Consider the following 22,165-nt stretch of genomic DNA (forward strand, 5'->3'; position numbering starts at 1 on the left):
GTTCAGTTGATCGGGTCTCACAGCCACCGTTGCGAACTTGGGACTGCACTTCCCGCACATCGCCAGCATCCACAACGCAGTGGTAACGATACCCACCGACCGTTCACGATTCACAGAACTACCCGTCTCAACGCCGAATTATCCGATATAACTAGTCAACAGATACGTCCATGTGCGGGCACGGGTCGAGAACGAGAGGCGCGGAGTGGCGATTGAGACTGAGCTTGGTCCGACATCCGAGTCAGGTGCTCCCCACCGCGTCGGAGGTTTTCTCTATCACCGAATCGGCGACAGATGGGAGTGGTCAGACGCAGTTGCACGGATTCACGGTTATGCACCTGGACAGATCGTTCCGACGACAAAACTGTTGCTCTCGCACAAACACCCCGATGACCTCCGCCACGTCACGCAGACATTGCATGCGATCCGTACATCAGGTGGCCCGTTCAGCAGTCGACACCGCATCATCGACACCACTGGAGCAACTCGATCGGTGGTCGTGGTCGGCGATAGAATCGTCGACGAATCCGGTGACGTCGTAGGCAGTTCCGGTTTCTACATCGATATCACGGAGTCAGTCGGCCCCACGGTGAAGGAATCCGTCGACGAAATGGTCAATGAAATCACCGTCTCACGTAGCGTCATCGAACAAGCCAAAGGAATGCTGATGGTCGTCTACGAGATCCCGGCCGATCGCGCTTTCGACATCCTTGTCTGGCGATCACAGGAGACGAACACCAAACTGAAATCCGTGGCTGAGCAGTTGATCACTCGGGTACGCGGAAATTTTCATGTATCGACGGTGCTGCGAAACCGGTTCGATCAGATACTGCTCCACCACTGAGTCAACTGCGCCGACCGACAAAGGCGGTCAAGTCTAAGAACCGTCTAGGCTGCCTGCCGAACTGCCAGTCGCACTTCCGGTTACCGAGCCCGCATTGAGCCGATAGCTCAATGAGGCACTTTCGAAAACGATGTAAAAGAATGATCTGATCACAGCGGACACATCGAACATTGTTGGGCCTTCCTCATCACGGAATGTCCGACCGTTGTCAGCAGTCAGACAGAGGACAATTGTTGTCCTCGCTACGCGAACCATATACCTGAATATTCCACTCCACCAAGCAATCCCGAGATGATCGATTTGCCGGAAACCCCTGTGTGCGCCGAAATCTCGAGAACACAAAGCCAAGATCCCACCCACACAACGCCGTCAATCGGACGTTCCCGAATTATCGCCCGGGCGCTACCGTGATCGTTCCCTGGCAGACTGCGTTCTGCGGATTGACAAACCTCCACCCCGCACCGGTCTCTACCGTGACAGTGAACGAGACGGTTCCGGTTCCTGCCCAGGTTCGGTTGATTGGGATTCCAGGCTTTTGCTGCCAGGCCGCCTCATCGCTGACGCTTCGACCCGAAGCTCCAGTCGTCGCATTGTGCCAGTCTACTATCACTCGCGTGCCGTACCAATTGACTCCGAAGCTCGGAAGGAGACCGGCGGGCGGCCCACGCAGTTCATTTCCCCCGCTGAGCAGGATCGACGGTTCCAGCGCGGACCCACCCGGAGGGAGCGACTCTCCCGACGCAGCATTGACCGTCCAAGTGAACGACGGCGCCCAGAAGAGAGGATTCGCGCTCGAGCACGTCATTGTTGTCGACGTTGGCGGCGTGGGATCAGCACTCGCGACCGAGCCTCCTCCAACTGCTACCGCGGTACCCATCCCGACAACGGCGAGTGTCGCGGCGCCGATTCGGCGCGCCAGCTGGTTGGTCATGATCGCTCCTCTTCTTCTCCGAAATCGCAAGAACCCAAATATCCTCTGCACCTTACATATCCGGAGTCACAGCACAATTCGTTACAGTTTCGATTATTCACTACGACGTTGCGATGAGGAGTCGCCGCACCCACTCGAGTAGTAGACGATCGACATGCCACCGGCTGCAAACGTGAAATTGGCTGGCACCCGGGATTGGATTGCCCTACAGCAACGTCTCCGAATACTCACGGTAAATCTCGAATGCAGCATCGACCGACACTCGCGAGGCGGGCAGTAAGGGCAAGCGGACATTCGGCGTCGGAATCCTGCCGAGCGCATGCAACACACCCTTGATCACCGTTGGATTCGGTTCAGCGAATAATGCGCCGGACAGCCTCGACAAGACCTGGCCGAGTGCACGTGCACGGTCCAAATCTCCACTCTCCCAAGCATTAACCAAATCTACGAAGTCACTGGTCGCCACATGCGCCGATGCCAAAATTCCGCCGGTAGAACCCAGCGCAAGCATGGGGACCAGAAACAGATCGTCACCCGCCAAAACGACGAAACCAGCAGGGAGATCGGCGCAAAGTTCGACAGCGGGCGCATCAATACCACCGGCGGCGTACTTCACCGCGACGACGCCGGGCAACCGCCCCAACGCCGTCAGAGTGGCGGCATCCAGATCACAGGCCGTTCGATACGGGACGTGGTAGACGATCAGCGGCACCGGGCTCATCTCCTGCAGATGCGTAAAGTGCGCCACTACACCGGCATTTGACGGCCTGGTGAAGTAGGGAACCGGCACCAGGGCCGCACTGACCTCCGGCCATCGAGCCAACTCCTCCAGTACACCGACACTCCCCGTCGTGTCGTTGTTACCGGCCCCGACAATCAACGACGCACCGCGAGCGCGGCAGACACCGGCGCAGATATCGACGATGTCGCGTCGTTCCTGCTGAGTCAGGGTCGCAGTCTCAGCGGTGGTCCCGAGCGCAACCAGCCCGATCGCGCCATCTTCGAGCACCTGGTGTGCGAGTTGCTCGAGCGCGTCGGTTGCTACCTGTCCGTTGGTGCCGAATGGAGTGATCAGCGGTACGTGGATTCCGTCCAAGGCGAGGTGGGAAGTCATAAGATCCAGCTTTGCCGAACCGACCTTGTAGGTCTAGTTCGCATTTCCGACGCCGAGCGTAAGCTCAGATGATGCTCGACGTCAGGCGACTACGCCTTCTCCGCGAATTGGCTATGCGCGGGACCATCGTTGCTGTCGCCCAGGCACTCTCGTTCAGCCCATCGGCAGTATCCCAGCAGCTTGCAGTCTTGGAACGCGAGGCCGGAGTGCCGTTGCTGGAGCGGACGGGCCGTCGGGTCAGGCTGACTCCTGCCGGCGCGAATCTTGCCCGGCATGCCGAAGCCATCCTGGCACGCTTGGAACAGGCATCGGGTGAATTAGTCGACGCCCGGCGCGGCTTGGCTGGACCGCTGCGAATCGGAACATTTCCGACGGCCGCGCGCGCGATCCTCCCCCCGGCGTTGGTCGCGCTGGCCCAGGAGCATCCGGGACTGGAACCGATGGTGTCGGAGATCGATCCGGCAGATGTAGCCGATGCCCTTCGCGCCGGAAACTTGGACTTGGCATTGATCCACGACTACGACTTCGTTCCGCGGCCCACCGAACCCGGCCTGACAACGCTTCCGCTGTGCAGCGAATCGGTGTACCTGGCGTCGGCTGATCCGCTGACAACCGTCCGCACACTCACTGATTGCGTCGAACTCCCCTGGATCACTGCAATCCCCGGAACCGCTTGTCACGCAATGACGATTCGGGCATGCCAGGCCGCAGGGTTCACACCGAAAGTGAGACATCACATCGACGAGTTCGCCACGGTTCTTGCTCTCGTCGCTGCGGGACAAGGTGTTTCGCTTGTTCCGGAACTGGGCGCAATTCATCCGCCTACAGGAGTACACCTGACGCCGATGCCGATTCGGCGACGAACAATGATCGCGCACCGGGCAGGGTCGGATGCGCACCCAGCGGTTGCGACTGTGACAGGTGCTCTCCGCTCGGCGGTTCCGGAACTGCTGGACGCCGAGCGCTAACGACCGGACCTACATGTCCAAACCGAGATCGAGCACCGCCACTGAGTGGGTCAATGCACCGACTGCGAGGTAATCGACGCCGGTGCCGGCGTATTCGCCCGCAACATCGATGGTCAGACCGCCCGAAGACTCGAGCTTGGTGTTCGGCGACACGGTGTTGCGTCGCTGCACTGCAATCTGGGTCTGCCACAGCGGAAAATTGTCCAGCAGAATGAGTTCGACGTTCTCGGCGAGTACCTCGTCCAGTTGGGTGAGGGTATCTACCTCGACCTCGCACTCGATATTCGGCGCGAGTGCACGTACGGCCCGTAGCGCCGCGACTACGGAACCTGCGGCAGCAACGTGGTTGTCCTTGATCAGCGCCGCATCTCCCAGACCCATCCGGTGATTGACCCCACCTCCGGCGGTAACGGCATACTTCTGAAGGCTTCGCAACCCCGGCAACGTCTTTCGGCTGTCCCGAACCTTCGCGTGCGTGCCGGCAACGGCGTCGACCCACTGGGACGTCGCAGTGGCAATTCCGGAGAGATGGCACACCAGATTGAGCATCGTGCGCTCAGCGGTCAGTAGACCCAGAGTCGGTGCCATCACGGAGAGCACCGACTGTCCTGCTTCAACGCGTGTTCCGTCCGCGACACGATCGAGCACCTCGTAGTTACCGGCACCGATCACCTCTTCGAGCACCAGCAATCCGACGTCGATACCGGCGATGGTGCCGGCGGACCGAGCACCAACCGTGGCCTTCGCAACAGCGTCCGCGGGAACTGTCGCGACCGACGTGATGTCCGGTCCGTACCGCAGGTCCTCTTCCAGCGCGAGCCGGATCAAAGTGAGTACCTCGTCGCGGTCGAGGGCGGCGGGCAACGGTTTCTGCGCGGTCATCGATGAACTCCTGTCAAAAATGTGTCGAGCATATCGAGTGCGCCGTCTCTACCCAGTTTGATTCGGGTACTACGACGCTGATTCGAGTCGGTCTCGGGATGGTCGGTGCGTGTATGGCAGCCACGACTCTCGGTGCGGGCTATGGCAACGTCCACCAAAGCGGTAGCAGTCAAGGTCAGTGCTACGTCTTCGAGTTCCGGAACAGTAACTGCAACAGTCTTATCGGCCGCTGCGAGCGATGTGCGCGCCACTTCGAGTCCCACCCCGTCGCGGACTACGGAGGCGTGCGCAGTCATGATCGACTGCACCTTCTCGCGAGGCAGAATCGGCAGGGGCCGACGCGCCACGTTGACTACTTCAGCGTGAACCTCACGGCGCTCCGCGGCCGCTATTCCGGCGCGCTCCCCCACAACCAGTCCTTCGAGAAGGCTGTTGGATGCAAGGCGATTAGCTCCGTGCAATCCGGTACGCGCAACTTCGCCCGCCGCATAGAGGCCCGGAACGCCGGTGCGCCCATGCACGTCGGTTGCGACGCCACCACAAGAATAATGCGCTGCCGGCGCCACCGGAATCAGTTGCGTCCGTGGGTCGATACCGGCTTCGAGGCACGATGCCGTAATGGTCGGGAACCTAGCCGCGAACCCCTCGAGCTTTCGCGCATCCAGGTACACATGATCGGCGCCTAGGTCACGCAATCGCGCCGCGATGGCGCGGGAAACCACATCACGGGGCGCCAGATCACCGAGCAGGTGAACACCAGCGGTTACCGAATCACCATTGGTGTCAACAAGAATCGCACCCTCTCCCCGCACGGCCTCACTGATCAACGGCCGTCGACCGAGGCCGCCGGGTGTGAACAGAACCGTCGGGTGGAACTGAACGAATTCAAGGTCGGATATTGCCGCGCCGGCCTCGAGCGCCAAGGCGATACCGTCGGCGGTAGCACCGGGTGGGTTAGTACTGCACGCATACAACTGGCCGAGGCCGCCCGTCGCGAGCAGAACCGCCGGCGTGTGAATTACGCCGAGCCCTTCGGGCGACGAGACGATCAGCCCGCACACGCCACGGCGATTCGTCACCACCTGAACGGCAGCAGCACCGAACAGTACCGGCAGGCCTGCGGCGTTGAGAGCCCGCTGAACTTCCGCTCCGGTGGCGTCACCACCGGCATGAATGATGCGTCGAGTGCTGTGCCCACCCTCACGGGTGCGTGACACCTCGCCGTCTCGGCCACGATCGAACACAGCGCCGAGTGCGGCCAGAGCTGCGACGGCTTCGTGCCCTGCTTCGACCACGGAATACACCGCTGCTTCGTCACAGAGTCCGACGCCCGCTTCGCACGTATCGGCAACGTGAGAGTCCACCGAATCGGTGCTCAGATCTCCGACGACGGCAATGCCGCCCTGCGCGTATTGAGTGGACGTATCCGTCGGGCCACCCTTGCTGACGGTCAAAACTTTCAGTCCTCGCAGGGACGCTGTCCGCGCGGCGGTAAGCCCCGCGACACCGCCGCCCACGACGACCAGATCGGCGTGAGCCTCCCAGGCGAAACGCCCGGCAGGGCTCGTCACTCGCCGCCGCCCGGATTGCCGATCTCGATCATCCGCTGTACCGATTTCTGTGCACGCTTGGCCATTTCGAGGTCGACATGGACTTCGTCCTTGCCTTCGAGCAGACACCGCAGCAACGCCGCGGGCGTGATCATCTTCATGTACGGGCACGACGCGCGGTCGTTCACGGCCTGGAAGTCGACGCCCGGCGCCGCCTTACGGAGCTGATGCAACATGCCGATTTCGGTCGCGACCAGCACCTGCTTGCTCTTGGTGGTGCGTGCGGCGTCCAGCATGCCACCGGTGGAGAGGATCTTGACCTTGTCGGCCGGAACTGCACCTTCGCCGGCCAGGTACAGAGCCGAAGTGGCACAACCACATTCGGGGTGCACATAGAGTTCTGCGTCGGGGTGAGCCTTGGACTTGGCCGTCAGCTCGTCACCGTTGATGCCGGCGTGGACGTGGCATTCACCGGCCCAGATCTGCATGTTGGTCCGGCCGGTCACGCGCTTGACGTGTGCACCGAGGAACTGATCCGGCAGGAACAGCACCTCGCGGTCAGCGTCGATGGAATTGACCACGTCGACCGCATTGGATGATGTGCAGCAGATGTCGGTCAGGCCTTTGACCTCTGCCGTGGTGTTCACGTAAGACACCACAAGGGCATTCGGGTTGTCAGCTTTCCATTCGCGAAGCTGCTCCGCGTTGATGGAATCAGCCAACGAGCAACCTGCGCGCTCGTCCGGGATCAGCACCGTCTTGGACGGCGACAGGATCTTGGCGGTCTCGGCCATGAAGTGGACGCCGCAGAACACGATCGTGTCTTCGGGAGCCTCGGCTGCAATACGCGAGAGCGCAAGTGAGTCACCGACATGATCGGCGACGTCTTGAATGGCAGGCAACTGGTAGTTGTGCGCCAAAATGGTGGCGCCGCGTTCGCGAGCCAGACGTTTGACCTCTGCGGCCCATTCCGGGGTCGCTTCGACTCCTGTGTATCCACCGGGGCCGTCATGAATCTGCGAGGTCGATCCCTCCCATAACGTCGTGGTCGTCATGGCGTTCTCCTTCACCGTGAACCCGGGCGTAGTGCCCAGTTCAAATCCGAACGGGCTGGCCCGGATTTCCGTATTCGAGGTTTTCGACTTAGGATCGAAAACGTGCCTCATAGTAACACCACCCACGAAGTGCTTGCAGCGGTGTTCCAGGTTCGCGCCTTCCCTACCGGCATCACCGCAGGTGACGGCAGTCACTGCACCGGCGAGCGCGAAGAACTGGCCGTGCTGCTCTGGCAGCGCGCCCTCGATCCCCAGAAGGGCACCTGGTCACTCCCCGGCGGCACCTTGCGCGACGACGAAGACCTCACTACCTCAGCCCGCAGGCTCCTCGCCGAGAAGGTCGACCTTCGCAAGGTGGCACACCTCGAACAACTCTCCGTCTTCAGCGATCCGGCGCGAGTGCCGGGCACTCGCCGTATCGCGTCGACCTTCCTGGGACTGGTCCCTCTGAGCGCGGACCCGCAACTTCCGCCGGATACTGCGTGGCACCCGGTATCGAACCTTCCGGAGATGTCGTTCGATCACGGCACCGTCGTGCGTCACGCCCGCAATCGACTGGCTGCCAAACTCTCGTACACCAACATCGCTTTCGGGCTCGCCCCGGAAGAATTCGCAATGTCTACCTTGCGCGAAATCTATTGCGCGGCACTCGGTTACCAGGTCGATGCAACCAATCTTCAACGCGTCCTCGGCCGTCGCGGCGTTCTGACAGCGACCGGAAACACTGCACCGTCCGGGAAGGCCGGTGGCCGCCCGCCCGCGCTGTATCGCTTCACCGACTCCACATTGCGGGTGACGGACGAGTTTGCCGCGCTGCGCCCACCAAGCTGAACAGCACGCTCACGCAACAGCTTCGAATACCTCACCCTGCATCCACACCGCACTGACCAAGCCTGCCGGATCGATGACCCTGTTGATGGCGCCGAATCGCGTCGTCACTCGGTCGAGAATTCGATCGGCCTGCAAGTGATCAGCAGGGTCCGCCACGATGGCAAAAAGGCGGTTCGCCGGCTTGCCCGCCATGATCCGAACCAATTCGGCCACCGTGCGAGCCGTGACTGCAACGTTCCATCCTGCCTCCAGAAATTCGGACGCAACACGTGCCCCGTGATCACGGCTGATGTCAGTTACCAGCACTACGCCGCGACTGCGGTCGAATTCGCGAGTATTCATTGTGGACCTCCTGAAGGAATCGAATTACTTGACTCCTATGTAAGTCCGCAATCTTGTGCTGCCGTTGTGGCGGTTCTGTGAGAACTCTGGGGAATTCTGCGACGGCGTCACCATCCCGGGGCGCTGGGCACGGATCCATTCGCAATTGCTGCGACCAGTTGAGCATGGTCGCGCTCGTTCTGGTCCGCATACCGACGCGCAAACGTCGACAAAGCCAACACCGCTTTGTCAGATCTTCCCAAATATTCCGAGATGGCGTTTGCGTCGCCGCTGCGTGCGTGAGCGCGAGCCAGTACTTCGCCGCAGGCGCTGGCGAATTCGGCCAGATACGGCCCGATTGTGGCTCCGTCGGGAATTACCTTCATGTCGCGGAACTGTCGAACGTAGAAATCCATGTCGCCCACCGTCGTCCACCCTACGAACATGTCGGTTGCACTTTGAATCATGCGCTGCCCCTGCACGACTCGCTCGCCATGATTGGAATACCGACTCGGCTCGACACAACTCTCGTAGACTGAGGAGCCGGCCTGCTTGATCTGCAGAAAGAACGGGTCTCCGGTTCGATGTTCTTCGAGAAGCGCCAGATAGACACGCATTCCCACGCTTCCGACTCCCACTACCTGACGCACCACGTCCGACGCCTGGTATCGCGAGAGCAAGCTCCAGATATGGTCCGGTACCGACGTGCTGTACCCGGCAACCACCTCGGTGACGAGTTCAACCTGAGTATTTCCGACGTGCGTGCGAAACGGCGGGTCCTCACGGATACGACGCCGGCCGTCGACCGTTTCGGTGAGCTTGCGCGACGCACCTCGACTCGTCCGACGCTGCGCCTTCGTTTCGATGATCTTTTCGGCACGTCGAGCAGTGTCCGGCGCGAAGTACTCCAGCAGCCGGCCGACGTCGATGCGGTCGTACCAGATATCGATTTCGGGTGTCGACGCATAATCGTGCATCTTGTCTCGGTAGGCCGACACTGCCGTGACTGTCGCCGCGTCTGCACGTTCCTCCGAGACTCCGTTCTCACGCGCCAGCACGACAATGCTTGCGGCGAGCCGCTTCACGTCCCACTCGAACGGACCGGGAAGGGTTTCGTCGAAGTCGCGAAGATCGAAGGACAAGTTGCGTTCAGGCGTTGCCCACAGGCCGAAATTGAGCACATGGGCATCTCCACACAACTGCACTCCAATGCCTGTATTGGGCGCTGATCCGAGGTCGGCCGCCATCACGGCGGCCGCACCCCGAAAGTACGTCCACGGTGAAGCAGCCATCCTGCCGTGTCGAATCGGCAGCAGATCTTGGGCACGAATAGCGTTCTGCGCCAATATCGTTGCCAAAGAATCGTGGCCCCGTTCAGATTCGTCCCAGAGCGCCAATTGTGAACGGGCCACAATTTTGCGAGCTGATTTGCCGGACCGCTGAGCTTCGGGGGCAACGACGGTGGTGCGCGGGCGCGCGATGTCTGGTTCGAATATGTGCACGGCTGATTATGGACCAGACTCGGTGTTCACGCTGTCGACAGACCGCCTCAGAGAACACAACTCACTGCAAGGCAGGCGCCGTCGGTTCGGATTGCCCGGCATCCTCGGACTCGGGCTCATCAGAATGGTCGCCCACACCGAGATCGTCGTACGGACTGAGTACAGCAAGAACCAACGTCACGATGCATGCCGCAAACGGTTGGACTATCAGCACCAGAAGTGTTCCGATTCCTGGGGCAAGAGCGATGATGTCCCCCACCGGCGGATTGTCGACGGCCGGGAATCGCAACTTTGCGACGACGACTCCCACCGCAGCCATCAAGGCAGTGCCGAGTGCCGAACCGATTATCAACCCGCCGAGCGCGTACGGCCCGCGACTCAACCGAGCGAGCCAGGCCGCTACCGCCGAGAGCACTCCGACGATCAGCGCAAGCCAGAAGAAGATGGCGACAGCGTCAAACTGATGAACGCTTTCTCCAGTCAACGCAACTCCGCGGCCTTCGGAAACCACCAACAGGTGTTCGGCCGGAGCCAGGAATGCCCACAACACACCGAACAGTCCACTGACGCCAACGGTCGTCGCCGCGATCAGGAGTGCGGTGCGCAGTCGAGTCTGCCGAAGAGAGATCACACTGTGTGACGGTACCTTCTCGGCGGCGCCGAGATTTGCCCCTCGATCTGGTACCGACGCGGCTACGCTGACTGAGGATCCGATACCGGCACCAATCGGCGCACCAAGCAAGGAGCGATCGTGGTTGCAACCCGTCAGCCTTGGTTACTGTCCTCCTTGCAATCGCGAGGTCAAATCTTCGGGAACATCGGCCCCAATTGGTTTGCATCCGTGATGGGTACCGGAATTGTGGCCACTGCGGCCGCAACACTTCCGGTGCAGATTCCAGGCCAACAAGTGTTTGCGCAGGTGGTGTGGGCGTTAGCGGCGATGCTGCTCGTGGTCGTGGTCGTTGCAGTGGCCGCACACTGGGTGCGCAATCCGACCGTGGCCCGCAGCCATGCCTACAACCCGCAGATGGCGCACTTCTACGGCGCCGCACCCATGGCATTCCTGACAGTTGGGGCCGGAGCACTACTCATCGGAAGTTCTCTCATCGGGGAACGCGCCGCAGTCAACCTCGATTGGACGCTGTGGACACTCGGAACGGTCGGCGGACTCTTCACCGCCATGACGATTCCGTACCTGATGTTCACCCAACACAAGGTGGAATCGGACGCTGCCTTCGGCGGGTGGCTGATGCCCGTCGTACCGCCGATGGTCTCCGCCGCGACCGGCGCACTACTCATCCCTCATATGGCTCCGGGGACCGGTCGGACGACCATGCTCTACGGATGTTACGCCATGTTCGGGCTATCTCTGTTCGCGTCGTTCATCATCATCACCATGGTGTGGAGTCGTCTGGCGCATTTCGGCACCTCCGGCACCGCCCGAGTCCCGACGCTGTGGATCGTGTTGGGACCACTCGGTCAATCGATCACCGCCGTCGGCCTGCTCGGCGCCAATGCCCATCTCGCAGTTTCACCGCAATTGGCCTCGGGGATGGGGATTTTCGCGATCCTCTACGGGGTGCCGGTCTGGGGTTTCGCGGTGTTGTGGATCGGATTGGCCACAGCACTCACCGTGCGCACCGCACGCAGCGGAATGCCGTTCGCTCTGACCTGGTGGAGTTTGACCTTTCCGGTTGGCACCTTCGTCACCGGCACAACCCAATTGGCGTTGCACACAGAACTCCCGGCGTTTCGCTATGCCGCCGCGCTCGCCTTCATCGGCCTGCTGGGAACATGGTGCCTGGTCGCAGTCCGCACGGTTCGCGGCAGCCTTCGCGGAAATCTGTTCCTGCCACCGCCATCGGCAGGTCCGATCAAAGCCCGTAAATTCCCCAGCGACAAACCGAGCTGATCTCATGTGCAGAGAGTCGGCAACCCGCTAACGGAGTTTCGCGTCGATCGAGTCGGTCACTCCGTGACGTGAGCACTTGGCCCACCAACCATCGGGACTGATCTGAACGATCATGCGTCGGCCGCAGTGTTCACAGAATCGTGGCGGCTCGAGCCCCATCGATGCAGCTGCCGGCGTCGGATCGTCAACACCGTCGACGATCCGGCGCCCCGTGAACGGGTTGTACCGCTCCTCGGTCAATGACTCACTCACAGTGTGTCGTTGAGTGCTTTGATCGGCATTTGCAAATCGATCAACAGATCGAGGTCGCTTTCTGCCGGACGGCCGAGCGTAGTGAGGTAGTTGCCCACGATCACGGCGTTGATTCCGCCGAGAATTCCCTGCTTCGCCCCCAGATCACCGAGCGTGATCTCGCGGCCGCCGGCGAAGCGCAAGATGGTGCGCGGCAAGGCAAGTCGGAATGCCGCAATAGACTTGAGCGCCTCACTGGCGGGCAGTACTTCCAGATCACCGAACGGCGTGCCCGGACGCGGATTGAGAAAGTTGAGCGGCACCTCGTCGGGCTCGAGTTCAGCCAAATTGGCAGCGAATTCTGCTCGCTGCTCCAATGTTTCGCCCATTCCGAGGATTCCACCGCAGCACACTTCCATGCCTGCTGCGCGGACCATCCGCAGAGTGTCCCACCGCTCCTCCCACGTGTGAGTAGTCACGACGTTGGGGAAATGGGACTTCGAGGTTTCCAGGTTGTGGTTGTAGCGATGCACACCCATCGCAGCGAGCTGGTCGACCTGTTCCTGCGTCAACATGCCCAGTGAGCAGGCGATCTGGATGTCGACCTCGTTGCGGATGGCCTCGATACCGGCCGATACCTGTGCGAGCAGCTTCTCGTCGGGCCCACGGACCGCGGCGACAATGCAGAACTCGGTAGCTCCCGACTTTGCCGTCTGCTTGGCTGCTTCCACGAGGCTGGGGATGTCGAGCCAAGCTGCGCGGACGGGCGACTGAAACAACCCCGACTGAGAGCAGAAGTGGCAGTCTTCGGGGCAGCCGCCGGTCTTGAGACTGATGATGCCTTCGACCTCGACCTCCGGTCCACACCATTTCATACGCACATCGTGGGCAAGAGCCAGGAGACCTTCGAGCATGTCGTCGCCCAGCCGGAGTACGTCGAGCACCTGGCTTTCGCTCAGTCCTTCGCCGCGTTCGAGGACTTGCTCGCGGGCTTGGTCGAGAATGTCGACGGTCACGGATGCCGAGGTCACAGGAGACTCCTTCGATTAAGCAAAATTGAACACCGTACAAGTTGAACGGTGTTCACGTTAGAGACGTGGTGGAATACTGTCAAAGGCAGGATCGATCCACGCCCACACGGAACGAGGGAAAACAAGTGCAGTTGCGACGCGGCGACGTTCTGGACGGCGCCATGGCGATACTCGACGAGTTCGGATTGGCCGACCTCACGATGCGCAGACTCGCAACGTCACTCGGGGTTCAACCCGGCGCGCTGTACTGGCACTTCCCCAACAAGCAGACTCTGCTCGGCGCAGTCGTCGACAAGATCCTCGAAGGCCTCGACACACCCAGCGATACCGACCGCTGGGACGAGGCGTATTCCGAACTGGCACACAGACTTCGGGCCGCACTGCTGGCGCACCGCGACGGTGCAGAGTTGGTCAGCGCGACCTTCGCATCACGTATGACCAGCAGCAAGGTTCGTGAACACTTCGTCGCAGCGGGCACCGATTACGGACTGTCACGCGAGCACGCCGAATTAGCCGCCTATGCCTTGCTGTACTACGTCCTCGGCCACACCGTCGACGAGCAGTCTCGCGCCCAGATGGAGGAACTCGGAGCCCTGACAAGGGCGCCCATCTCCCCCGACTCACCCGAGGTTATCGGCGGCGAATCCGACGAGAATCTTCTCGCCGGCGATCCCACAGTGCGCTTCCAGTTCGGACTGGACCTGTTCATCGACGGGATTCGCGCCCGCCTCGCGAGCCCGCACTCTGCGCTCCACACTTCCTGAGATAGATCAGGATGCAGCGCGCCTCAATGCACACAACCGTGCGTGCGGCGCCGCATCCCGCCACCTGAAGGCGAGTTCTGTGCAACCACGAACACGTACACACATCTAGACCGATTACTTTCGCGGTTCTGGGCAGTCTATAGATCAGAGGCGAAACACCCTTTCGCCGAAAAGACTGCTCGTAGGAGGAACCGTGTCCGGATCCAGCATCGGAAGCATCTTGCTTTCCAGCACCAACCCTGACCGACTGCGCGACTGGTACGCCCGCGCCTTCGCACCGAAAGTCGATCGAACTCCCGGCGAACCTGGCTACGACGTTCTCGACTTCAACGGTTTCTACATGATGATCGACAAGCGCGACGACATCGGCGACACCAATCCCCAACCCGGCCGAATGTTCCTGAACGTCGAAACCGACGACGCACGCTCGGTGGCGAAGCGCGTTGACGAACTCGGTGGAACCTGGTTTGCGCCGCTCGAAGAGCGCAACGGAAGTTGGTTCGCCACCGCAATCGACCCCGACGGCAATTACATTCAGATCATCGAGTTCAGTGAAACAGCGCGTGCCGAGATGGAATCCGCGATGACCGAGGGCGGCGCATGATGCTCGGAGCAACCAAAGCCATCAGCGGATTCTCGGTCGACGACATTGCTGCCGCGAAGAAGTTCTACAGCGAAACTCTCGGACTGAAAGTCACCGATGAGGAAATGGGCATCATTCGACTTCATCTCGCGGGTGGGACCGAGATACTCGTCTACCCAAAGCCGAATCACGAACCCGCGACGTACACGATCCTGAATTTCCTCGTGGACGATATCGACGGAGCGGTCGACAAACTAACCGCTCGTGGAGTGGAGTTCAGTAAATACGACGGATTCCCTCAGGAAGAGAACGGCGTCATGCGAGGTAACGGACCAGATATTGCCTGGTTCACTGATCCCGCCGGCAACGTGATCTCTGTCCTGAAAGAATCCTGACCGCAGTTAGCCGCTGAACAGTTGCGACTGGCGCTGTTCAGCGGTGTCTTCGTTTGAACGTTCCACAACAGACGCTGTGCGTTCGGACGCCAATTCCTCTGCTGTCTTCTCGATCTCGGCCGACTCCGTTGCACTGGAGTCGGAGAACAAATTCGATTCGTACATCTGCCACCCTTGTGATTTTCACCCGCCGCGATTTTCACCCTATTGCTGTCGAAACAGCGCCTATCCGGCACGGATGACTCAGCGGTTCATGAACCAGTCTTGCATGCCGGGCGTTTGCCGAAAAATACGGTCTCCACGGGTTGTCATCCACCGTCCGCCGGAGGAGCGTAATAGGTGATCGAAGAGTGGGTTGAATGTGCGCGAAACCTGGCCCCACGACCGCCGTTTGCCCGCGTCAAACAGATAACCATGAGCTTCTTGGAGGAATCATGTTAGGAATCGCTCTAGGCCTCGGTGGCGCCGCAATCGGCGTCGGTATCGGCCTACTGGGTGCGGGAATCGGAATCCTGATCAGCGACTCGACAATCAAGACCCAGAAACGTGAACTCAGCGCCTGAGCGCGCCGAAGCCGCTGACAATCGAACTCGCAGAACTCGTATCCGCGCTGGTATCCGACACCCCGGGCGGTGGTTGCACTCGCACGTCGGAGTTCACCGTGGTGTGAAATCCGAGACGCCAGTACCGACGAGCGCCCAGGACGTTCTGGACAGACTCTGCGCCCTGCACATCAGTACGTGGACTTACGGTTTCGATCACGAATCGATCCGCCATCTCGGACCGATGGCCCAAGACTTCGCGGCCACCTTCGGATTGGGTTCGAACAACAAGCAGATCGCTGTCATCGACGCCAACGGTGTCTGCATGGCAAGCATTCAAGCGCTGCAACGACGCCTAGTCGCACTAGAGGCGGAGGTGGCCCGACTGAACGACCAGCTACCGAGGACCGAAAGCCCTTCACTACCAAGGGAAATCACCCAATCGGACAGGTCCGGAACCAGAACACGGACCGCCGGCGAGCCGACGCTGTAGTTTATTTGATGTGACCGACGCCGAACCACTCGACATTGCGGCATTGTTCGACGTCACCACCGACAGCGTCGGAGACGAGCGTGCAGAACAGATTTTGATCGAATTAGGGGTTGACACAGCAGATATCGCGGAAATAATGACGCGAATCCGTGGTAGCCGCTCGGAAATCTTGCGACTACGCCGACGTGAAAACGAGCTCGCGGTCCTCTATTCCAGTGCGCGCGAGCTAGCCCAAGTCCGCGATGTCGACAGCCTTCTGCAACGCTTGGTGAACCGCGCCCATGAAATGATGGGCACCGACGTGACCTATCTTTCCGAGTTCGATGTCGTCACGCGTGATCTCAATGTGCGTAAGACCGCCGGCGCTGTCTCTCCCGAATTGCGTGAGCTCCAAGTTCCCGCCGGAGCCGGGCTGGTAAGTGCCATTGCAGAATCACGTTCGGCGCAGTGGGTGCAGAACTACAGCGACTACACCGCGTCGCGGCACGACGACGCCGTCGACGCAGCCATCGTTGCCGAGGGGCTGGTCTCGATTCTCGGCGTCCCGATGCTGTCGGACGGCCAGATTCTCGGTGTTCTGTTTGCTGCCGATCGACGTGAGCGCCGCTTCACCGCAGATCAGATCGCACTGCTCTCGGCACTGGCAGACCACGCTTCCGTCGTCCTGCAGACGGCCCGCGCTTTGGACCGGGCTGAAGAATCTGCCGCCGAGACCGGCCGGGCACTGGACGAACTGCGCGAGCACGTTGCGGCCCGCGACAAATCCAATATCGTCCACCAAGATCTGATTCACGCAGTGCTACGCGGCGGCGGATACTCACAAGTGGCCCGGACATTGAGCAACGCACTCGAACGCCGCACCACCATCATCGACGCAGAACTGCGCGCCCTCGTCACTTCGTCGAGTGACCAGATCACGACCACTCCCCTCACACTGACGAAGGCTGTGTCGGATGCAGTAGACGCGAGCCGACAAAGCGGACGCTGCTCGTTTGTCCGGGGCGACAACGCCACCATCGAACTGGTCAGTGCCATCACCGCCGGCGAATTATTTCTGGGCGCCATACTGCTAGATCGCTCTGAAGGGCCTATCGGTCCAGTAGAACAGCGCACCGTCGAGCGTGCAGCCCAGGTCACCGCCATTCTCGTCCTTCAACACACAGCGGCCGCAGCGGCCGACCGACATGCCCGAGACGAGTTGGTTGCCGACCTTCTGAGTTCCGCGCCCGAACGGCGCCGCGATCTGGGCCGCCGTACACGCAACCACGGCGTGACTCTCGCCGATCTCGATACCGTCCTCGTCGTCTCGGTCCCGCCTGAGCTGCGCCCCTCCACTCTCCGTGCAGTGCAACAGAATTTGCCCAGCGGAGCTATTGCCGCCGAACATGCGGGACTGATCGCAGTGGTGTCCGCGTCGGGCAATCCGGCGGCAGCGGCGACAATCGTTCACCGTCAGATCGCGGGATCAGTCGGTCCCCGTGCTGTCGTGATCGCGCCAGCTCTCGCCGACCTTCCCGAGCACCTCCCCCAGCGCTTCACGTCGGCACTATGGACTGCCCGACTCCTCGTCGCGCTGGGAACTACGGACGGCGCGGTCACTACGGCGTCATATCTGCCCTACACGGTTCTCTTCGGCGATCATCCCGAATCACTTCACGATTTCATCGACGCCGTGATCGGCCCGGTACTCGACTACGACCGCGAGCGCGAAACGGATCTGACGGCAACGCTGCGTGCGCTGGTACACAACGAAGGCAGCCCGACCAAGGCGGCCCGCGCCCTCAACTACCACCCCAACACCGTCGTGCAGCGCCTCGAACGCATCCGAACACTTCTCGGCGACTCGTGGCGTGACGAGGAAACCTTCTTCCGAGTTTCTATGGCCGTGAGGCTGCAAGAACTTCGCCAGAACGACATCTCAGACAAGTCGAATGGTGGCTAGTCCTATGATTTGATTCAATTCATGTGTCATTGGCACATGGTCCAACACGCATTGACTTTCCTACTGTGAAGCGGAGCACAAACCCACTTCAGGAGGATGACCCCCGTGGCCAACAGCCGGGCAATCAACAGCCGCATCGCTAACTTCAGGTCCTACGACGTCGCCGCACGCCGCGCCGAGGTAGTCCGTCAGACCGACCTGACCGACGCAGACATCGCGGTGTACGACGACGGCGGACTCGGCATCGACCAGGCCGACCGCATGGTCGAGAATGTCCTCGGAGTCATCGGCATCCCAGTTGGCGTGGCCACCAACTTCACGATCAACGGTCGCGACTACCTGATCCCCCTCGCTACCGAAGAAGCCTCGGTTGTCGCAGCAGCAAGCAACGCAGCGCGCATCGCCCGCGGCCTCGGCGGTTTCCACGTCTCGAGCACCGCGCCGATCATGCAGGCACAGATTCAGCTGGTCGACGTCGTCGATCCGGCAGCGGCACGAATCCGGTTGCTCGAGGCTCGCGACGAGATCATGGCTCTTGCCAACGAGCAGGATCCGAAGCTCGTCAGTGTCGGCGGCGGAGTCAAGGACATCTCCGTCCGCATCGTTTCCTCCCCCGAAGCCACTTACGTCGTTCTCCACCTACATGTGGATGTACGAGATGCCATGGGCGCCAACGCCGTCAACACGATGGCTGAAGCCATCGCCGACCGCGTCGCCGAAATCGGTGGCGGACACGTCGTACTGCGCATCCTCACCAACAAGGCCGATCTTCGACTGACCCGCGTACGCGCAGTCTTCGACGCCGAACTGATCGGTGGCCCCGACGTCGTGGACAATCTCATCCACGCCGCACGTATGGCCGAACTTGATCCGTACCGCGCCGCCACACACAACAAGGGCATCATGAACGGCATCAGCGCTGTTGTGCTCGCCACCGGAAACGACACGCGCGCAGTCGAAGCCGGATGCCACTCGCACGCAGTCAACGCCGACGGCATCTACTCCTCGCTGTCCCACTTCGAGAAGAACGCCGACGGCAACATCGTCGGCACCCTCGAACTCCCGATGCCGGTCGGCCTCGTCGGGGGCGCCACCAAGGTTCACCCCGCAGCTCAGGCAGCGATCAAGATGCTCGGAGTCGAGAGTGCCGACGAATTGGCCGGCATCATCCTCGCCGTCGGACTGGCCCAGAACCTTGCCGCCGTCCGCGTTCTCGCCAGCGAGGGTGTCCAGCGCGGACACATGGGCCTGCACGCCCGCAACATCGCTGCCTCCGCAGGCGCCGAAAAGCACGAGATCGATGCTGTTGTCGCCCGTCTCATCGCGGACAAGAGCATTCGCGTCGAACATGCCGAAACGGTTCTCGCCGAGATTCGCACGGAAAACTGATCTGCCATGACTGAAACAGTTGCGGGCTCGCCCGTCTGGAAGCCGGCACCCCATCGGGTGCCGACCCCGGGGCTCCCCACCTCGGTGCGTGTGTACGAAGTCGGACCGCGTGACGGACTGCAAGCCGAAACGAAAGTGATTCCGACCGAGACCAAAGTCGAATTCATCGAGCGTCTGGTCGCAGCCGGACTGCGCACGGTGGAGCTGACCAGCTTCGTCTCACCGCGGTGGATCCCGCAACTCGCAGATGCCGCCGACTTGATGGGCCGGTTGAATCTGCCGGATTCGGTGCGCACCGTAGTACTCGTGCCGAACCTCACCGGCTTAGAGCGGGCACTCGCCGCCGGCGCCACCGAGGTGGCCGTCTTCGTAAGCGCCACCGAGGAATTTGCCAAGCGCAATCTCAACAACACTGTTGACGGCGCCCTCGCCGCGGCTACCGAGGTCACCGAATCTGCTCGGGCACTGGAACTTCCCGTCCGTGGCTACATTTCGATGTGCTTCGGCGACCCTTGGGAAGGCGCAGTCAGCGTCGAGCGCGTCGCGGACATCGCGAAAGCCCTCGTCGACAGCGGCGCCACGTCACTCTCCCTCGGCGACACCATCGGCGTCGCAACCCCTGGACACGTCCTCGCTCTGCTCGGCGCGATCCGCGAACGAGGAATCGGAACCGAGATGATTGCGATGCACTTCCACGACACCTACGGGCAAGCACTGTCGAATGTGTACACCTCCCTGACAGTCGGAGTGACCGAGTTCGACAGCGCTGCAGGCGGTCTGGGACGTTGTCCCTACGCCAAGGGTGCGACCGGGAATCTGGCGACGGAAGATCTGGTGTGGATGCTGCACGGCCTCGGCATCAACACGGGCATCGATCTCGACGCACTGACCGACGCCAGCACCTGGATGGCCGAACACATCGGCCACACGAGTCCGTCGCGCGTAGTCAATGCTCTCCGCGCCGCCCAGCGCACCTGACCCATACTTCTTCTGCACCCCGCTCGATACTGGAGAAACACCCATGGCAGAACCACAGTCGGCAACGACGCCGACCACACCGCCAGACGACGGCGCGACCGCACAAGAGACGTACCTCGAAGTCTGGGGTGACACCGTCAACGGCCGCCACCTCGCGATCGCCGTCGTCGTCGGTAGCGTCATCGGCGCATCCGCCCTGCTCGCCGCACAAGCGTTCTTCGAGCGTGTGGTCAGCGAAGCATCGCTCGCCCAGGCTTACAGCCTGCTCGTCGGGATCGCCGCATGCCTCGTTGCCGGAATCGTCTGCGGCATCTTCATCAAGCCCAAGCGCATCGTTGCTCTGGCCGCAGCGGACGTGGAGTCCATCGACGGTGTCATCACGATGATGAGCGAACAACGCCAGGGTCTGGGCACTCTCGCCGACATCCCCGAGCAGAGCCAGAAGGAGCTTCGCGAACTCGGACTCTACGAGCACTTTGCTGCTGCCGAAGCCGCCGCTTCGCAGAAGGAGGGCAAGACCTCATGAGTTCCGTCCTCACCAACGAAATCCTGATCGCCGTTCTCTTCGGCATCATCGGCGCAGTCGCCTTCACGTTCATCGGTCTGATCTCCGGCACCGATGAAACTGCCACCATTGCACCGCTGACCCTGCTCGTGATTCTCCTCGGCGCTCCCCCGGCGGCCGTCTTCACGTTCTTCCTCTCCGGTGCCATCGCCAAGCACATGACCCACGCTGTCCCGACGATGCTCCTCGGCATTCCCGGTGACACCATGGCGATTCCGCTGCTGCCCGAAGCCCAGATGATGCGGTCGCTCGGTATCCCGCACATCGCGCTCCGCAAGGCGATCTCCGGCGCGGTCGTCTCCGCATTCGTAGCAGTGCCGGTCGCTGTGCTGTTCGCAACTATTCTGGCGCCCTTCGCAGATACCGTGCAGTCGATAGCACCGTGGCTGTTTCTGGTCGCGGCGATAGGTATCGCCTACGCATCCCCCGGCCGCTGGGCCGGCGTCGTCGCACTCATTCCCTTCGTCGTCCTGATTCTCGGTGTTCGTGCACTCACGAAGAGCTACGACGTATCGCTGAACATCAGCTACTTCCTCGCCATCGCCGTCGGACCTCTGATTGCTGATCTCGCTCTGACCCTCGGCCCCTCCAGCCGTAAAGAAATGGAACGCAGCGAGCCCAAGACCGTCGCGCTCGCTCCGGACATCAAGGGCTGGAAGGGTTACTTCCCCAACCCGCTCAAGGTCCTCGACAAGAAGCAGACCGCCTACACGGCCGCCGCAGCGACCGTCTCCAGTGCAACCTTCGTCTTCAGCCCCGTCGCCATGACGGTCCTGATGGGTGAACTGGTCGGTGCTCGCATCAAGAACGGCTACCACCGACTCACCACCATGGTCTCGGCCAAGAACGGCACCACGGAATCCACCTACATCGCAGAAACCCTCATTCCGCTGGTCGCCTTCGGTCTGCCGCTGAGCCCACTTGCCGCCGGACCGGCAGCTCCCCTGTTCAACGCACCGCCGGTCTTCGAGACCAATCAGGAAACCGGAGTCATCAATAACCTCTCCACGTACCTGACGCAGTGGGAGTTTCTGCTCTACGGCCTGCTCGCCGTCATCACCGCCACCGTCATCGCCTACCCCTTCGCGATGAACTACGCGTACCGAGCTGCCTCAGCCGTGGTCAAGCACATCAGCCACGAGGCCGTCATCGCGGTCTTCACCGGCCTCGTCGTCGTCATCAGCATCTGGGAAGGCGGCATCCTCGGCCTCCTGATCACCGTGACCGTCGGACTGGTCGGCGGCCTGCTGGGACGTCTGTTCAAGATTCACGGCGGAGTTCTGTTCATGGGTTACTACGTGGCCCTGTTCAGCGTCCCCGCCTTGATCAACCTGTTCTGACG

At 61.2% G+C, this 22,165-nt stretch carries 25 protein-coding genes; 14 read left to right on the top strand and 11 right to left on the bottom strand.

Going from position 1 to position 22,165, the window contains the following annotated elements:
• Nucleotides 1–205 precede the first annotated feature (205 nt).
• A complete protein-coding gene (locus tag QM600_RS02625; protein ID WP_283259931.1) occupies nt 206–844 on the top strand; it encodes a PAS and ANTAR domain-containing protein in 639 nt (212 codons plus the stop codon).
• A 388-nt stretch (nt 845–1,232) separates the two neighbouring features.
• Here QM600_RS02625 and QM600_RS02630 read toward each other — a convergent pair whose 3' ends face one another.
• The gene (locus tag QM600_RS02630; protein WP_283259932.1) at nt 1,233–1,775 is read right to left on the bottom strand and encodes a hypothetical protein; all 543 of its coding nucleotides are present in this window, start codon (nt 1,773–1,775) and stop codon (nt 1,233–1,235) included.
• A gap of 205 nt (nt 1,776–1,980) precedes the next feature.
• Complete coding sequence (locus tag QM600_RS02635) at nt 1,981–2,889, bottom strand: dihydrodipicolinate synthase family protein (protein WP_283259933.1); 909 nt, start codon at nt 2,887–2,889, stop codon at nt 1,981–1,983.
• Nucleotides 2,890–2,960: 71 nt separating this feature from the next.
• Between QM600_RS02635 and QM600_RS02640 the strand changes: the two genes are divergently transcribed.
• Nucleotides 2,961–3,857 carry a LysR family transcriptional regulator gene (locus tag QM600_RS02640; protein WP_283259934.1) on the top strand — a complete coding sequence of 299 codons (897 nt, stop codon included), beginning with the start codon at nt 2,961–2,963 and terminating at the stop codon, nt 3,855–3,857.
• A gap of 9 nt (nt 3,858–3,866) precedes the next feature.
• Here the strand turns inward: QM600_RS02640 and nadC are convergent, their stop codons facing one another.
• The 3 genes from nadC to nadA are packed head-to-tail and all read right to left on the bottom strand — an operon-like array spanning nt 3,867 to nt 7,344.
• The gene (gene nadC, locus QM600_RS02645; RefSeq protein ID WP_283259935.1) at nt 3,867–4,739 is read right to left on the bottom strand and encodes a carboxylating nicotinate-nucleotide diphosphorylase; all 873 of its coding nucleotides are present in this window, start codon (nt 4,737–4,739) and stop codon (nt 3,867–3,869) included.
• The gene (locus QM600_RS02650; RefSeq protein ID WP_283259937.1) at nt 4,736–6,310 is read right to left on the bottom strand and encodes an L-aspartate oxidase; all 1,575 of its coding nucleotides are present in this window, start codon (nt 6,308–6,310) and stop codon (nt 4,736–4,738) included. The genes nadC and QM600_RS02650 overlap by 4 nt, the downstream gene beginning before the upstream one ends.
• On the bottom strand, nt 6,307–7,344 hold the full coding sequence (gene nadA / locus QM600_RS02655) for a quinolinate synthase NadA (RefSeq protein ID WP_094275083.1): 1,038 nt from the start codon (nt 7,342–7,344) through the stop codon (nt 6,307–6,309). The genes QM600_RS02650 and nadA overlap by 4 nt, the downstream gene beginning before the upstream one ends.
• A 102-nt stretch (nt 7,345–7,446) precedes the next feature.
• Here nadA and QM600_RS02660 point away from each other — a divergent pair, with 102 nt between their 5' ends.
• Nucleotides 7,447–8,175, top strand: a complete 729-nt coding sequence (locus tag QM600_RS02660) for an NUDIX hydrolase (protein WP_283259938.1) — start codon at nt 7,447–7,449, stop codon at nt 8,173–8,175.
• 9 nt (nt 8,176–8,184) lie between these two features.
• Here QM600_RS02660 and QM600_RS02665 read toward each other — a convergent pair whose 3' ends face one another.
• The 3 genes from QM600_RS02665 to QM600_RS02675 all read right to left on the bottom strand — a co-directional run bounded on the left by QM600_RS02665 (nt 8,185) and on the right by QM600_RS02675 (nt 10,629).
• Entirely contained in the window at nt 8,185–8,517 is a 333-nt protein-coding gene (locus QM600_RS02665) for an SDR family NAD(P)-dependent oxidoreductase (protein ID WP_283259939.1), read from the bottom strand.
• A gap of 107 nt (nt 8,518–8,624) precedes the next feature.
• The gene (locus tag QM600_RS02670; RefSeq protein WP_502942847.1) at nt 8,625–9,998 is read right to left on the bottom strand and encodes a DUF2252 domain-containing protein; all 1,374 of its coding nucleotides are present in this window, start codon (nt 9,996–9,998) and stop codon (nt 8,625–8,627) included.
• 61 nt (nt 9,999–10,059) lie between these two features.
• Nucleotides 10,060–10,629 carry a DUF2567 domain-containing protein gene (locus QM600_RS02675; protein ID WP_283259940.1) on the bottom strand — a complete coding sequence of 190 codons (570 nt, stop codon included), beginning with the start codon at nt 10,627–10,629 and terminating at the stop codon, nt 10,060–10,062.
• 120 nt (nt 10,630–10,749) lie between these two features.
• Between QM600_RS02675 and QM600_RS02680 the strand changes: the two genes are divergently transcribed.
• Entirely contained in the window at nt 10,750–11,910 is a 1,161-nt protein-coding gene (locus QM600_RS02680; protein WP_283259941.1) for a TDT family transporter, read from the top strand.
• Between the two features lie 27 nt (nt 11,911–11,937).
• Here QM600_RS02680 and bsaP read toward each other — a convergent pair whose 3' ends face one another.
• Together bsaP and bioB are read right to left on the bottom strand one after the other, a co-directional pair.
• Nucleotides 11,938–12,162 (bottom strand): biotin synthase auxiliary protein BsaP, encoded by a 225-nt coding sequence (bsaP, locus tag QM600_RS02685; RefSeq protein WP_094273603.1) that lies wholly within the window; start codon nt 12,160–12,162, stop codon nt 11,938–11,940.
• Nucleotides 12,159–13,172 carry a biotin synthase BioB gene (bioB, locus tag QM600_RS02690; RefSeq protein ID WP_283259942.1) on the bottom strand — a complete coding sequence of 338 codons (1,014 nt, stop codon included), beginning with the start codon at nt 13,170–13,172 and terminating at the stop codon, nt 12,159–12,161. Before bioB ends, bsaP begins: the two co-directional genes overlap by 4 nt.
• A 125-nt stretch (nt 13,173–13,297) precedes the next feature.
• On the opposite strand from bioB, the gene QM600_RS02695 reads away from it, so the two are divergent.
• The 3 genes from QM600_RS02695 (at nt 13,298) to QM600_RS02705 (ending at nt 14,914) form a co-directional block, all read left to right on the top strand.
• A complete protein-coding gene (locus QM600_RS02695) occupies nt 13,298–13,936 on the top strand; it encodes a TetR/AcrR family transcriptional regulator C-terminal domain-containing protein (RefSeq protein WP_283259943.1) in 639 nt (212 codons plus the stop codon).
• Between the two features lie 193 nt (nt 13,937–14,129).
• Complete coding sequence (locus QM600_RS02700) at nt 14,130–14,540, top strand: VOC family protein (protein WP_283259944.1); 411 nt, start codon at nt 14,130–14,132, stop codon at nt 14,538–14,540.
• The gene (locus QM600_RS02705; protein WP_283260086.1) at nt 14,540–14,914 is read left to right on the top strand and encodes a VOC family protein; all 375 of its coding nucleotides are present in this window, start codon (nt 14,540–14,542) and stop codon (nt 14,912–14,914) included. The genes QM600_RS02700 and QM600_RS02705 overlap by 1 nt, the downstream gene beginning before the upstream one ends.
• A gap of 6 nt (nt 14,915–14,920) precedes the next feature.
• On the opposite strand, the gene QM600_RS02710 is transcribed toward QM600_RS02705, so the two are convergent.
• Nucleotides 14,921–15,079: a hypothetical protein gene (locus tag QM600_RS02710; protein ID WP_283259945.1), complete on the bottom strand. Its 159-nt coding sequence runs from the start codon at nt 15,077–15,079 to the stop codon at nt 14,921–14,923.
• Between the two features lie 269 nt (nt 15,080–15,348).
• Between QM600_RS02710 and QM600_RS02715 the strand changes: the two genes are divergently transcribed.
• From QM600_RS02715 to QM600_RS02745, 7 genes are all read left to right on the top strand, one after another.
• Nucleotides 15,349–15,477 (top strand): hypothetical protein, encoded by a 129-nt coding sequence (locus QM600_RS02715; protein WP_283259946.1) that lies wholly within the window; start codon nt 15,349–15,351, stop codon nt 15,475–15,477.
• Nucleotides 15,478–15,580: 103 nt separating this feature from the next.
• Complete coding sequence (locus tag QM600_RS02720) at nt 15,581–15,949, top strand: tail fiber domain-containing protein (protein WP_283259947.1); 369 nt, start codon at nt 15,581–15,583, stop codon at nt 15,947–15,949.
• 10 nt (nt 15,950–15,959) lie between these two features.
• On the top strand, nt 15,960–17,891 hold the full coding sequence (locus tag QM600_RS02725) for a helix-turn-helix domain-containing protein (RefSeq protein WP_283259948.1): 1,932 nt from the start codon (nt 15,960–15,962) through the stop codon (nt 17,889–17,891).
• A gap of 105 nt (nt 17,892–17,996) precedes the next feature.
• The gene (locus tag QM600_RS02730) at nt 17,997–19,280 is read left to right on the top strand and encodes a hydroxymethylglutaryl-CoA reductase, degradative (protein ID WP_283259949.1); all 1,284 of its coding nucleotides are present in this window, start codon (nt 17,997–17,999) and stop codon (nt 19,278–19,280) included.
• Between the two features lie 6 nt (nt 19,281–19,286).
• The gene (locus tag QM600_RS02735; RefSeq protein ID WP_283259950.1) at nt 19,287–20,258 is read left to right on the top strand and encodes a hydroxymethylglutaryl-CoA lyase; all 972 of its coding nucleotides are present in this window, start codon (nt 19,287–19,289) and stop codon (nt 20,256–20,258) included.
• 43 nt (nt 20,259–20,301) lie between these two features.
• On the top strand, nt 20,302–20,784 hold the full coding sequence (locus QM600_RS02740; protein ID WP_283259951.1) for a hypothetical protein: 483 nt from the start codon (nt 20,302–20,304) through the stop codon (nt 20,782–20,784).
• On the top strand, nt 20,781–22,163 hold the full coding sequence (locus tag QM600_RS02745; protein WP_283259952.1) for a tripartite tricarboxylate transporter permease: 1,383 nt from the start codon (nt 20,781–20,783) through the stop codon (nt 22,161–22,163). Before QM600_RS02740 ends, QM600_RS02745 begins: the two co-directional genes overlap by 4 nt.
• Nucleotides 22,164–22,165 lie beyond the last annotated feature (2 nt).

It is taken from the genome of Rhodococcus sp. IEGM 1379 (genome assembly GCF_030056815.1).
In the GTDB taxonomy this organism is placed as follows: domain Bacteria; phylum Actinomycetota; class Actinomycetes; order Mycobacteriales; family Mycobacteriaceae; genus Rhodococcus_F.

What these genes read in the sequence shown, in the direction of transcription:
- QM600_RS02630 (WP_283259932.1), bottom strand. Translation starts at nt 1,775, where the DNA reads ATGACCAACCAGCTGGCGCGCCGAATCGGCGCCGCGACACTCGCCGTT.
- QM600_RS02635 (WP_283259933.1), bottom strand. Translation starts at nt 2,889, where the DNA reads ATGACTTCCCACCTCGCCTTGGACGGAATCCACGTACCGCTGATCACT.
- QM600_RS02640 (WP_283259934.1), top strand. Translation starts at nt 2,961, where the DNA reads ATGCTCGACGTCAGGCGACTACGCCTTCTCCGCGAATTGGCTATGCGC.
- nadC (WP_283259935.1), bottom strand. Translation starts at nt 4,739, where the DNA reads ATGACCGCGCAGAAACCGTTGCCCGCCGCCCTCGACCGCGACGAGGTA.
- nadA (WP_094275083.1), bottom strand. Translation starts at nt 7,344, where the DNA reads ATGACGACCACGACGTTATGGGAGGGATCGACCTCGCAGATTCATGAC.
- QM600_RS02665 (WP_283259939.1), bottom strand. Translation starts at nt 8,517, where the DNA reads ATGAATACTCGCGAATTCGACCGCAGTCGCGGCGTAGTGCTGGTAACT.
- QM600_RS02705 (WP_283260086.1), top strand. Translation starts at nt 14,540, where the DNA reads ATGCTCGGAGCAACCAAAGCCATCAGCGGATTCTCGGTCGACGACATT.
- QM600_RS02710 (WP_283259945.1), bottom strand. Translation starts at nt 15,079, where the DNA reads ATGTACGAATCGAATTTGTTCTCCGACTCCAGTGCAACGGAGTCGGCC.
- QM600_RS02715 (WP_283259946.1), top strand. Translation starts at nt 15,349, where the DNA reads ATGTTAGGAATCGCTCTAGGCCTCGGTGGCGCCGCAATCGGCGTCGGT.
- QM600_RS02735 (WP_283259950.1), top strand. Translation starts at nt 19,287, where the DNA reads ATGACTGAAACAGTTGCGGGCTCGCCCGTCTGGAAGCCGGCACCCCAT.
- QM600_RS02740 (WP_283259951.1), top strand. Translation starts at nt 20,302, where the DNA reads ATGGCAGAACCACAGTCGGCAACGACGCCGACCACACCGCCAGACGAC.
- QM600_RS02745 (WP_283259952.1), top strand. Translation starts at nt 20,781, where the DNA reads ATGAGTTCCGTCCTCACCAACGAAATCCTGATCGCCGTTCTCTTCGGC.